Annotated in this window: 10 protein-coding genes; all 10 read left to right on the top strand. The window is 52.6% G+C overall.

The genetic code is table 11. The annotated features are described in order from the left end of the window. Nucleotides 1–48 precede the first annotated feature (48 nt). A complete protein-coding gene (locus MKY86_RS16695) occupies nt 49–600 on the top strand; it encodes a cysteine hydrolase family protein (RefSeq protein WP_076086826.1) in 552 nt (183 codons plus the stop codon). Between the two features lie 56 nt (nt 601–656). Next, complete coding sequence (locus tag MKY86_RS16690) at nt 657–2,108, top strand: nicotinate phosphoribosyltransferase (protein ID WP_036724857.1); 1,452 nt, start codon at nt 657–659, stop codon at nt 2,106–2,108. A 382-nt stretch (nt 2,109–2,490) separates the two neighbouring features. After that, a complete protein-coding gene (locus tag MKY86_RS16685) occupies nt 2,491–3,723 on the top strand; it encodes a glycosyl hydrolase family 8 (protein WP_340827244.1) in 1,233 nt (410 codons plus the stop codon). A 272-nt stretch (nt 3,724–3,995) separates the two neighbouring features. Further along, nucleotides 3,996–4,199: a hypothetical protein gene (locus tag MKY86_RS16680; protein ID WP_340825766.1), complete on the top strand. Its 204-nt coding sequence runs from the start codon at nt 3,996–3,998 to the stop codon at nt 4,197–4,199. 150 nt (nt 4,200–4,349) lie between these two features. Further along, nucleotides 4,350–5,642, top strand: a complete 1,293-nt coding sequence (ltrA, locus tag MKY86_RS16675) for a group II intron reverse transcriptase/maturase (protein ID WP_340827242.1) — start codon at nt 4,350–4,352, stop codon at nt 5,640–5,642. A 178-nt stretch (nt 5,643–5,820) separates the two neighbouring features. Next, complete coding sequence (locus tag MKY86_RS16670) at nt 5,821–6,195, top strand: hypothetical protein (RefSeq protein WP_143803888.1); 375 nt, start codon at nt 5,821–5,823, stop codon at nt 6,193–6,195. A gap of 583 nt (nt 6,196–6,778) precedes the next feature. Continuing rightward, nucleotides 6,779–7,789 (top strand): 2-oxoacid:acceptor oxidoreductase family protein, encoded by a 1,011-nt coding sequence (locus tag MKY86_RS16665; RefSeq protein ID WP_076085236.1) that lies wholly within the window; start codon nt 6,779–6,781, stop codon nt 7,787–7,789. Nucleotides 7,790–7,815: 26 nt separating this feature from the next. Continuing rightward, on the top strand, nt 7,816–10,122 hold the full coding sequence (locus MKY86_RS16660) for a thiamine pyrophosphate-dependent enzyme (RefSeq protein ID WP_076085167.1): 2,307 nt from the start codon (nt 7,816–7,818) through the stop codon (nt 10,120–10,122). 246 nt (nt 10,123–10,368) lie between these two features. Next, nucleotides 10,369–11,580 carry an MFS transporter gene (locus MKY86_RS16655; RefSeq protein WP_076085170.1) on the top strand — a complete coding sequence of 404 codons (1,212 nt, stop codon included), beginning with the start codon at nt 10,369–10,371 and terminating at the stop codon, nt 11,578–11,580. Beyond that, entirely contained in the window at nt 11,580–12,179 is a 600-nt protein-coding gene (locus tag MKY86_RS16650) for a DUF1349 domain-containing protein (RefSeq protein ID WP_076085173.1), read from the top strand. Before MKY86_RS16655 ends, MKY86_RS16650 begins: the two co-directional genes overlap by 1 nt. The last annotated feature ends 74 nt before the right edge of the window (nt 12,180–12,253 follow it).

Raw genomic sequence — 12,253 nt, 5'->3', positions numbered from 1 at the left:
GCTGCCGGGAAGTGCAGGCCCATTAACCTTTTAGGAGGCTATCCTACCATGAGAGCACTGATTGTAATTGATTTCACGAATGATTTCGTTGACGGGAACCTGCCTGTCGGCCAGCCCGGCATCGATATTGCGCCCAGAGTCAGTGAACTGACGGAACAATTCGTGCGTAGCGGGGACTATGTGGTGATGGCTGTAGATCTGCATGAAGCGGATGACCCGTACCACCCGGAGACCAAGCTGTTTCCGCCGCATAATCTGCGGGGAAGCGAGGGGCGTGAGCTGTACGGCAGCCTGAAGGCTGTCTACGAGGCGAACCGGGAAGCCATCTACTGGATGGACAAAACGCGTTACAGCGCCTTCTGCGGCACGGATCTTGCGCTGAAGCTGCGTGAACGGGGCATTACCGAGGTGCACCTGATCGGGGTATGTTCGGATATCTGTGTGCTGCATACGGCAGTGGATGCCTACAACCACGGCTTCGGGATTACGGTGCATGAGGATGCCGTCGCCAGCTTCAATCCTGACGGTCATGTATGGGCGCTTGGACACTTCCGCGGCAGTCTTGGCGCGAAGGTTGTCACGGGCGCTATAGAGAAGTAGCACATCAGCAGAGACAGAACCCAAATACAACAGTGGAATGACTAGGAGATGAGGACTTGAGGAGAGAACTTGCTCTACATACAGACAAATACCAGATCAATATGATGTATGCCCATTGGATGAATGGTACACACAAGCGCCGGGCGGTGTTCGAAGCCTATTTCCGCAAGCTGCCGTTCGGCAACGGCTTCGCTGTATTTGCCGGGCTGGAGCGGATCGCCCAGTATATTGCCGAGCTGCGGTTCACGGAAGAGGATATCCGCTACCTGTCGGAGCAGGAGGAGAACTATGCGCCGGCCTTCCTGGAGGAGCTGCTGCAGTTCCATTTCCAAGGCAGTCTTCATTCCATGAAGGAAGGGGCCCTGGTGTTCCAGGATGAACCGCTGATCCGGGTCGAGGGTACGATTATGGAGGCGCAGCTTGTCGAGACTGCGATCCTGAACTTCATGAACTATCAGACGCTGATTGCTACCAAGGCGTCACGGATCAAGCAGGTGGCCCCGAATGATACGCTGCTGGAGTTCGGAACGCGCCGCGCGCAGGAAGCGGATGCCGCAGTCTGGGGCGCTCGCGCCGCTTATGTTGGCGGCTTCCATGCGACTTCTAACATGCTGGCCGGCAAAAAGTTCGGCATCCCTACGAAGGGCACCCATGCCCATTCCTGGGTGCAGAGCTTCCCGAGCGAGCAGGAGGCGTTCGACGCTTACGCGCGAGTAATGCCGGACGGCGTGACGCTGTTGGTGGATACATTCGATACCCTGCGCAGCGGTGTGCCGAATGCGATCAACACGGCGAAGAAGCTGGAAGCGCAGGGCAAACGGATGAACGGCATCCGGCTGGACAGCGGTGACCTTGCTTATCTGTCCCGCAAGGCACGCGAGATGCTGGATGAAGCCGGGCTGCAGTATGTGAAGATTGTGGCCTCCAATGATCTGGATGAGAACACCATCATGAACCTGAAGTCGCAGGGGGCGGCTATCGACACCTGGGGGGTCGGAACCCAACTGATTACCGCTTCGGATCAGCCTTCGCTGGGCGGCGTCTATAAGCTGGTCGAGATCGAAGCGCCAAGCGGCGAGATGATCCCCACGATCAAGATCTCTTCGAATCCCGAGAAGGTATCCACTCCCGGCAAAAAGGAAGTCTACCGCATTATCGGCCAGAACGGCAAGGCGCTGGCTGATTATATCAGCTCCGCCGATGAGCCAGCACCCCGCAGTGGAGTGCGGCTGAAGCTGTTCAACCCGCTGCATCCTTATATGAAGAAGCATGTGGAGCGTTACGACGCGGTGCGGATGCTGGAGCCGATTGTAGTGAACGGGTTCCAGGTCTATACCCTGCCGGAGCTGGCGGAGATCCGCCGTTACCATGAGGAGCAGCTCGACCTCTTCTGGCCGGAGTACTTGCGCAAGCTGAACCCGGAAGTGTTCCGCGTGAATCTCAGCGAACAGCTATGGAACCGCAAGCAGCAGCTGATTGCAGAGCATATGATTACCGATGTGGAGTAACCGGACCGTAGTGCAGGAATAGAGATGTTGACTTAGCCCCTTCAACCGGATGAATTGTCTTTCGGCTGAAGGGGCTGTTGCTGCATCAATGGAGGAAGGCCGCTGGGCAGGCTCCTATTTGCTATCATAACGGGCACTTCTTACGTAGGACCATATGCTTATTGACATAGATTCTCTGGAATAATATATTAAATATGTTCCGATTTACAATTTTGGTAGAAGAAGATTATTTTTTTTGGGACAAAAGTTTAAGCGCTTTAACTTTTGTCCGGCAGGCAGCATCCTCAATATCCAGTAAGGAGGTGAGCTTTTCCTACAGCTGTCCGTTTGTGAATACAATGGGTTCTCTTAAGTATCCACCCCAACCACAAGGAGTGAATGGATGATGAACAAGCAAGGGAAACGCAAGCTGCACTGGAAAAGTCTGATGCTTCTATGTCTGGCCATATTTATCCTGCCTGCCGGGTCTGCCTTCGCCGCTGTGAACAAACCGTTCCCGCAGCACACCACCTATACAAGCGGAACCATTAAACCGAACAATGTCACTCAGACCGTCATGGATAACGCCGTTAAGACCAAATGGGATGCCTGGAAAGGCGCATATCTTAAGCCTGCCGGAACAGGCAAATATTATGTGAAATATAATTCAGCCGGGGAGACGGTCTCTGAAGCACATGGCTATGGCATGCTGTTCACCGTGCTGATGGCCGGCTACGACAGTAACGCACAGACCTACTACAACGGACTCTACAATTATTACACAGCACATCCAAGCGCCATCAACCCCTATCTGATGTCCTGGAAGCAGAACAGCAGCTTCCAGAATATCGAAGGGGAAGACTCCGCAACCGACGGAGATATGGATATTGCCTTCTCGCTGCTGCTGGCCCACAAGCAATGGGGAAGCAGCGGAACCGTCAACTATCTGCAGGCTGCGACGAATATGATTAACGCCATCATGGATAATGAGATTAATCAGACCCAGTGGACGATCCGTCTCGGGGACTGGGCGAACAGCGGCTCATACAATACGGCTACCCGCCCTTCAGACTTCATGCTCAATCACCTGAAGGCCTTCCAGGCTGCTACGGGGGATGCCCGCTGGCAGAATGTAACGAACAAGACCTACACCTTAATCAACAGCCTCTACACCGGCTACAGCTCAACCACCGGCCTGCTGCCGGACTTCGTGGTCTACTCCAGCAATACCTATAAGCCGGCTGCGGCTAATTTCCTGGAGGATGCCAACGACGGCAACTATAACTATAATTCCTGCCGCACCCCGTGGCGGATCACCACCGATTATCTGCTGACAGGCGATAACCGGGCCTTATCCCAGCTGAATCAGCTGAACAGCTGGATCAAGACCAAAGCAAGCAATACGCCGGGTAACATCAAGGACGGCTATAAGCTGAACGGAACCACTTTCGGCAGCTATAACAGCGGCGCATTCTATGCCCCCTTCGGCGTAAGCGCAATGATCTCCTCCGCCAACCAGAGCTGGCTGAACTCCTTGTGGAGCCATACGGCGAACAGCGCGGCAGAGGATTACTATGAAGACAGCATCAAGCTGTTCTCGATGATTGTCATGTCAGGCAACTGGTGGGGCTATTAAGCGTTCCCTGGCAGCTTCCCGGTGTAAACTGGTGAAGCTGCTTTTTTAATTGATTGCGTGCCCAGAGGCACGCATTATCTAGTTGGTGAAAGTCCAACCAAAGGAGGGACCAAGCCACCTTTGTAGCTAGGATGCTTGCGCATGGCGAAATCTGTGTGTAAAAGCGCATCGACAAAAGTACCGGTCAGAGACCGGGCGAGCAACAATCCAGGCCGCAACATGAAGTGAATCTTGCCGCGCCGTCAAAAAGGCCTTGCGAAGGGGAAGAGAGGATGCCGAGTCTCGAATCAATAGACGAAGGCCAAGGAAACTGTAAAGAACTTGGAACAGCAGTGAAGAATCCTCCGGCGTATAGGGAACGGCATGGATTGAAAGATAATGCAGTGAACTGGGGAGACCCTCCCCCACACGGAAGAAAAAAAAGAAAAAAAAAAGAAAAAAAAAAGAAAAAAAATTTTTTTTTTAGGAACCCGTAAAGAGACGCTCTATAAGTCCAGAAGACGAAATGAACCGTCTGTGGGAAGGGAGTCCGAGGGGCTTATAGTACCGAAGAACCTAAGGACAACATAACCTTAGGGAGGGAAGGAGCCCTGCTTTGTTTACGCTTTTGGAGGAGGTACGAGTGAGTGAATGCCAAACGGCTAACGACACCCAAGGAAAAAGTTCAAGAACTCCAAGAAAAGCTAGGTCATGCGGCCAAGGAGAACAACAAGCGTAAATTCCACGCCTTGTACGACAAAGTCTACCGGTGGGATGTGCTATGCGAAGCCTGGAAACGGGTGAAAGCGAATAAGGGAGCTGCGGGAGTAGATGCCGTAACGCTCGCAGATATTGAAGAACAAGGAGAAACAAGATTCCTCAAGGAATGCGAGCGAGAACTGAAAGAAGGCAGCTACCATCCGCAGCCCGTACGTCGGCACTATATCCCAAAGAAAGACGGGAAGCCAAGACCGCTAGGCATCCCTACCGTGCGTGACCGAGTCCTACAGATGGCAACGAAACTGGTGATTGAACCCATCTTTGAAGCCGATTTTAAAGAAGTCTCCTTCGGATTTCGTCCGAAACGAAGTGCGAAAGGAGCGTTGGAGCGAATTCGTAAAGCCTGCAACCGCAAAGGAAATTGGATAGTCGACATCGATATCCAAGGCTACTTCGACAATATCAATCAGGAGAAGCTCATGAAGTTAATACAAATGCGTATCAATGACAGGCGGATCTTGAAGCTGATACGGAAGTGGCTACATGCGGGAGTGATGGAAGAAGGAAACGTACGGCGCTCCGATTTAGGGACACCCCAAGGTGGCGTGATTTCGCCACTGCTGGCGAATATCTATTTGAACTACTTTGACCGGTTATGGGAGAAACACGGAAGTGGGCTGGGAGAACTGACGAGGTATGCAGACGACTTCGTTGTGGTCTGTAAAACCAAAAAGGATGCGGAACATGCGTATGAACTCATCCGCAACATTATGGAACGTCTGGAACTCACGCTACATCCGACCAAAACCCGCATTGTAGGTCTGTGGACAGGAGACGAAGGCTTCGACTTCTTAGGAATGCACCACCGAAAAACGAAAGCAGAAACCTCTCAAGGGAAGGTGTACTATACCACACAGCAGTGGCTAACGAAGAAGGCAGAGGAACGTATCCGGGGCGTGGTCAAAGACCGATTAGCACCACCCGGCATGCGCTGGAAATCGTTTGAGGAACAAGTGGAATGGCTCAATCCCAAGATACAGGGATGGAGAAATTATTATTACACGAAGTATAGCCAAAAGAGGTTAGCGAAGCTGGATTGGTATATTCTGCAGCGATTCACCCGGTGGTATGCAAAGAAGAGAAATCGGAGGAGATGGATGAGTTCATTCCCGGAGGTCAAGTATATGGCCAATAAGTGCGGACTAAAAACGCTATTGTAATCTGCATGCCCATGAATGACAAACATCGGAAAGCCGTATGAGGGAAAACCTCACGAACGGTTTGATGAGGAGGGGCTGGGTTACTCCAGCCCTTTACTCTAGAGGAAATTATGATTTACGTCCGATATGGATAAGTTCTGCATAAAGTTGAGGGGAATTGTCTTGGAGCATCGGCAGGATGACTATATTCTGGATCAGTAATAGGAATGACTTCGCTGATTTCACCGAACAGCCGGATATGGTCGAAAAACCGATCACATTCGGAGCGGCAGAGGTGTGTGGGCCGGATATGGTCGAAAAACCGACTACATTCGGTGCGGCAAAGGTGTGTGGGCCGGATATGGTCGAAAAACCGACCACATTCGGTGCGGCAGAGGCGTGTGGGCCAGATATGATAGAAAAACCGATTACAATGGGGATGTCGCAGGCATTTTGTTCTGGGATTATGGAGAAGATTATCACTCTAGCAGTTCTGGTTATAAATGGGTTTTTCCTTGAAACGTTTATATTATGTCTACATCTGTCAGACTTTGTCCCATACGAAGTACTCTAATATGAGCTGAATATTTAATAGGGCTGTCCCAATGGGATAGCCCTCTGTTTTTAAGTGGGATCGAAGCGAGGACTTGGGTGGACGCTCCAAGGACGGATCGTTGTTCAAATGTACATAAATCAACTGTATCGAAGAAAGTTATGTCTGCATAACTTGCGGACTAAAATCTGCCCACTGTTTTAATGGACCTAATTCATTTACTTTGCCCTACAGTAAACACAGTCCTAAAAGGGATGAAGATCATTGACGATGCTGCCGGTACTGTGCGTCACCCATTATTTCTGTGATATTTTTAACATCTTAATTTTTAATTTTATTGCTAAATTAAGGATGACATCTCATCCACAGTTTGCTTGGGAAAGCGCGGAATTACACAGAATCTTCACATTTTGTCGTTTTCATGGAAGCTTTCCTTCTATTGAAATAACACCGCACTGTCGCGTATAAAGAAACCTGCATAAATCTATAAAGAACTGTGATTTCCTGAGCGTGGAAATGCAAGATATGTCACTTCGCGGCTTGCAAAATCAAGTTACAATCGTTGAAAAAGTCAAAAGGATGTACTAAGAAAGGGGTTATGTCGGTGGTACAATTGCCAATAGTAAATGAACTGGGATTCTTTGAGATTCGTCTGGAATCCATTGGAGGCCTGGGCGCGAACCTGGCAGGTAAAATGCTGGCGGAAGCAGGAGTGGTCGGCGCAGGGCTGAACGGCGTCAGCTTCTCATCGTACGGTTCGGAGAAGAAGGGGTCTGCGGTTAAGGCTCACATCCGCTTCTGTGATATGGATACCCATATCCGCGATACTTCACCGGTCGAGCGTCCGCATGTTGTCGGCGTATTTCACGAAGCACTTGCCAAGACCGTTAATGTAACCAGCGGAATTCATGAACACAGCACCGTTCTTGTGAACTCGGCCAAGACGCCGGAAGAACTCAGAGAGCTGCTGAAAATGAAGGCCGGCACGATTGCGGTGATCGATGCTACCAGCATCGCACTCAAGGAGAAGAACCGCGTCAATATGGCTATGCTGGGGGCACTATTCCGGCTCTGCCCGTTCCTCGACACGGATATTATGAAGGGCGTCATTGAGAAGTCGCTCGGCAAAAAATATCCGCAGGCCGTCCAGTCGGCCATCACGACCTTTGAGCGCGGCTACAATGAAGTGAAATTCATGCAGTTCGAGCTGGCTGCCGGCGACAGCATGCCGGAATATGTTCGTTCCGATATCTCGGCTCTCGGTTACGAGACTCAGCCGATGGGCGGTACGATCACGAACCCGGGCAGCAGCTTCCTGAAGAATCTCAGCATCTCCCGTTCCGGTATGCTTCCGGCATTTGAGATTGAGTCCTGTATCAACTGTGCACAGTGTGACACGGTATGTCCTGACCAATGCTTCGTGTGGGAAGAGCGCCTGGACCGCAAGGGCCGTTCGCAGATGTTCCTGCTCGGTATTGACTACCAGTACTGTAAAGGCTGCCTGAAATGCATCGGTGCCTGCCCGACCTCGGCATTATCCAGCATGAGGGAGCAGGAAGGCTATGCGGACAGCCATGCCGTGAAGCATCAGTTCGATCTGGTAACTCCAGTCTAAAACCCGGAAGAAAGGTGGAATACATTGTGGCTATTGATTATGAAAAAGAACTAGGCTCCGCCAAGGTGGAGCAGAAATTCCTATACGAGTCCGGTAATGAAATGGCGGCCTATGCCGCGCATCAGATTAACTATCATGTCATGGGTTATTTCCCGATCTCCCCATCGACTGAGGTGGCTCAGTTCCTCGATACGATGAAAGCCAGTGGCCAGCACGATATTATGCTGGTACCGTCCGACGGCGAGCACAGCTCCGCCGGGATCTGCTACGGTGCTTCGACGGCAGGCGGCCGTGTGTTCAACGCAACCAGCGCTCAAGGGTACATGTTCATGCTGGAGCAATTGCCTGTACAAGCAGGTACGCGGATGCCGATGGTCATGAATCTGGTCTGCCGTTCGATCTCAGGACCGCTGAATATTCACGGAGACCATTCTGATCTGTATTTCGCCCTGAACACCGGCTGGCCGATCCTGATGTGCCGTGATCCGCAGATGGTCTATGATATGAACCTGATGGCGCTGAAGCTGGCGGAACACGCCAAAGTCCGGCTGCCGGTGATGGTAGCCTCTGACGGTTACTTCACTTCGCACCAGAAGCGCCGGGTACAGGCTTTTGCCCACCGTGAGGATGTTCACAAGTTCGTTGGCGAACAACCGCCTGCAGGCTTCACCGATACCCTGGACCGCAATAATCCGGTCACTGTGGGACCTTACATGAATGAACCGGATTACATCAACAACCGCTATCAGCAATCCGTTGCGATGTACAATGCGGGTGAAGTCTTTGAAGAAATCGCCCAGGAATTCGCAGAGCTGACCGGACGCCATTATGAGATGATCGAGCAGTACCGGATGGAGGATGCCGATGTTGCTGTCTTCCTGATGAACTCGGCTTCGGAGATCATTAAGGACGTAGTGGATCAGCTCCGTGAGCAGGGAATCAAGGCAGGGGCGATCTCCCCGAACATGATCCGTCCGTTCCCGCAGAAGCAGATTGCTGAAGCGCTGAAGCATGTCAAAGCCATTACTGTAGGTGACCGTGCCGATTCGGTCGGCGGACACGGCGGTAACATGGTGAACGAGATTAAGGCAGCACTGTTCACTTATGGCAACACAACGACTAAGGTGATCAGCCGGATCTACGGTCTGGGCGGTAAAGACTTCTATGCCGAGGATGGGCACCACTTCTTCCAACTGGCAATGGATGCTGTTGTTGCAGACCGTGTGGAAGTACCTTTTGATTACTATGGCCACAATCCGGGAGCGCCGGAGAATGCGCCGAAGCGCCTGTTGAAGCCGATGGATTTCGATAAGCTGAAGTCCGGCCTGATCACGGTAACCCGGAACGAAGAGTCCGGCAAGCTGAGTGTCAGAGTTCCGCCGGTACGTTCGCTGATGAAGAAGCCAAGACGTCTGTCTCCAGGACATGGGGCATGTCCGGGCTGCGGGATTTTCTCCGGGCTGGAGCTGTTCTTCAAAGGGATCGAAGGGGATATCGTAGCGCTCTACCACACCGGCTGCGCGATGGTAACGACTACCGGCTATCCGTATTCCTCCCATAAATCGACGTTCATCCACAATCTGTTCCAGAATGGGGCAGCTACACTGTCCGGCGTGGTTGAGATGTTCTGGGAACGCAAACGCCGCGGTGAGCTTGATGGGCTGGGACTGAAGGAAGACTTCACGTTCGTTATGGTTACCGGCGACGGCGGGATGGACATCGGGATGGGACCTGCGATCGGTGCAGCGCTGCGCGGCCACAAGATGATCATCGTGGAATATGATAACGAAGGATATATGAATACAGGGGCGCAGCAGTCCTATTCGACACCGCTCGGACACCGGACTTCCACCTCAAGCATCGGCAAAACCCAGCAGGGCAAGGTGACCCAGCACAAGGATACAGCGCAGATTATGGCGGCTACCAATATTCCTTATGTCTTTACCGGCTGTGAAGCTTATCCGCAGGATATGCTGAAGAAGGCGGCGAAGGCCCAGTGGTATGCGCAAAATGAAGGTCTGGTCTACGGCAAGATTCTCATTGCCTGTCCGCTGAACTGGATGAGCGACGACAAGGACGGCACAGATATCGTGTCCTTGGCTGTCGAATCCTGCTTCTTCCCGCTCTATGAAGTAGAGCAGGGAATTACCAATATCACCTATAACCCGGAAGATAAGGACAAACGGATAGAAGTATCCGCCTGGCTGAAGACGATGGGCAAGACCCGCCATCTGCTGAAGCCGGAGAATGAACCGGCCCTGCGCAGCTTCGAGGGTGAAGTACAGCGCCGCTGGAGCCGCCTCAAGGCGAAGCATGAGCATCCAGACTTGTAAGGTGTAATGTCTATTGGAGTCTTAGCATTCATAAGCAAGCAATAGCTAAAGTTAGTACCCGCCCGGCAGAGTCACTCTGCCGGGCTATTTTGCAGCTATAACTAGCCCGGAAGAATATTATAAAATAATTATGTAACATGATATAGTAACGAGGGGAAACTCAAATGAAAAAAAGTCGCTTCCAAGAAGCTGGCAACTCTATCGATGGGATAGTTCACCTACAATGAAAGGTTAGGCGGGAGTAACATGGCAACGGTATTCTTAATCATTATTTATCTGGCGTTCATCAGCCTGGGACTGCCGGATTCGATGCTTGGCTCAGCCTGGCCGATTATCCGGCTGGATTTCGGGGCGCCGGTCGAGCTGGCCGGACTGCTGTCGATGATAGTAGTCGCCGGGACGATTATCTCAAGCTTGGCCAGCAGTGTGGTGCTGAAGCGGCTCGGGACGGGGATGGTCACTTTTATCAGCGTGGCGGTAACCGCTCTGGCCCTGCTTGGCTTCTCTTATTCCTCTTCCGTCGTGTGGGTGGCTCTGCTGGCCTTGCCGCTGGGTCTGGGGGCCGGTTCGATCGATACAGGGTTGAATAATTATGTGGCGACTCATTACAAAGCGCATCATATGAGCTGGCTGCACTGTTTTTGGGGGATAGGGGCTATGCTGGGGCCCATCCTGATGTCGCGTTATATTGCGAATGGCGAGTCCTGGAGAATGGGATTTTTCGCGGTCAGCATGATTCAGTTCGCGTTAGTCGTGGTACTGTTCTTCAGTCTGCCGCTGTGGAAGCGGGCGGGCCAGGGCAGCAGACCGCAGCCTCCGGAGATGCCGGAGCAGGCAGAATCCCTACCCGCTGCTGCATCCCTAGCGGGCAGCAAGGTGCTTCGCATCCCGGGCGTGAAGCTGGCGATGCTCACCTTCCTGTTCTATTGCGGAGTGGAAGCTACGGTGGGGCTATGGGGCAGCAGTTATCTGGTGAACGTCAAGGAGGTATCCCCGGCAACGGCCGCCGGATGGGTCTCGCTATATTATGGAGGAATCACGGCCGGGCGGCTGATTACCGGCTTCATTACCTTCCGCTTCAGCAACCGTACGCTGATTCGCGGCGGGCTGGCGATCTCACTCGCGGGTGCGCTGCTGCTGGCCTTGCCGCTTCCGGCGGTATATTCACTGGTTGCTTTTATTCTAATTGGCCTCGGCTCGGCACCGATCTTCCCCTGCATGCTGCATGAGACGCCCGCCCGGTTCGGAGCGGAGCATTCGCAGAAAATTATGGGGTATCAGATGGCCTTGGCCTACACCGGCGGTGCGTTTTTGCCTCCGCTCTTGGGCTGGGCGGCGGCGCGGAGCACCTTCATGATTCTTCCGCCGGCAATGATTGGGTATATAATAGTGATGATAGTAAGCTCTGAAGTGATCAACCGAATGATGAGCAGACGACAAGGAGAGGTGAACCTGTAATGAGATTCATAGAGTGGCAGGATGGAGCATGGAGCAATGAACCGGTGTCAAGCAGGACCGCGGACGGTCAACTGGTGGCCCATGCAGCGGAAGGCAGCGATTACTGGGAAAAGACGATGTACGGCTTCCAGCATGACAACGGTCATGCGCTGCTTGCCCCTTGGGATAAGGCAGAGGCGATAGAGATCAGCTTTGCGCTGGACGGGTTCACGGAGCTGTACGACCAGGCAGGTATTATGCTATGGCACAGCGGTGAGCAATGGATCAAAGCCGGTATTGAGCTGAATGACGGTGTTCCCCATATAGGTGCAGTCGTGACGGATGGTTACTCTGACTGGTCATTGTCCCCTGTGCCCGAGTGGAAGGGCGAAGTGATTACCCTGCGGGCTTCACGGATGAAGGATGCGGTAATCCTCAGAGCGCGAACAGAGAATCATCCCTGGCGGACTATCCGCGTTGCCCGGTTCCCTTATGAGACTGGCAGCCAGGCGGGACCCTTCCTGTGTGCTCCAACGCGGGCCGGGTTTCAGGTCACCTTCACACGCTGGGCGGCTACAGCACCCGATGCAGACGTTCATACAGACCCGCCAATCGTATAGACTTCCCGGAAAAGACAAAACCGCCGCTGCGCGTATCTTTCACGCGCAGACGGCGGTTTTGTCTTTTACAATAT

This window comes from Paenibacillus sp. FSL R7-0333, from assembly GCF_038000365.1.
Taxonomy (GTDB): Bacteria; Bacillota; Bacilli; order Paenibacillales; family Paenibacillaceae; genus Paenibacillus_AQ; species Paenibacillus_AQ silagei.
This window is presented reverse-complemented; position numbering and strand designations above follow the sequence as displayed.

What these genes read in the sequence shown, in the direction of transcription:
- MKY86_RS16695 (WP_076086826.1), top strand. Translation starts at nt 49, where the DNA reads ATGAGAGCACTGATTGTAATTGATTTCACGAATGATTTCGTTGACGGG.
- MKY86_RS16685 (WP_340827244.1), top strand. Translation starts at nt 2,491, where the DNA reads ATGATGAACAAGCAAGGGAAACGCAAGCTGCACTGGAAAAGTCTGATG.
- MKY86_RS16680 (WP_340825766.1), top strand. Translation starts at nt 3,996, where the DNA reads ATGCCGAGTCTCGAATCAATAGACGAAGGCCAAGGAAACTGTAAAGAA.
- MKY86_RS16670 (WP_143803888.1), top strand. Translation starts at nt 5,821, where the DNA reads ATGACTATATTCTGGATCAGTAATAGGAATGACTTCGCTGATTTCACC.
- MKY86_RS16655 (WP_076085170.1), top strand. Translation starts at nt 10,369, where the DNA reads ATGGCAACGGTATTCTTAATCATTATTTATCTGGCGTTCATCAGCCTG.
- MKY86_RS16650 (WP_076085173.1), top strand. Translation starts at nt 11,580, where the DNA reads ATGAGATTCATAGAGTGGCAGGATGGAGCATGGAGCAATGAACCGGTG.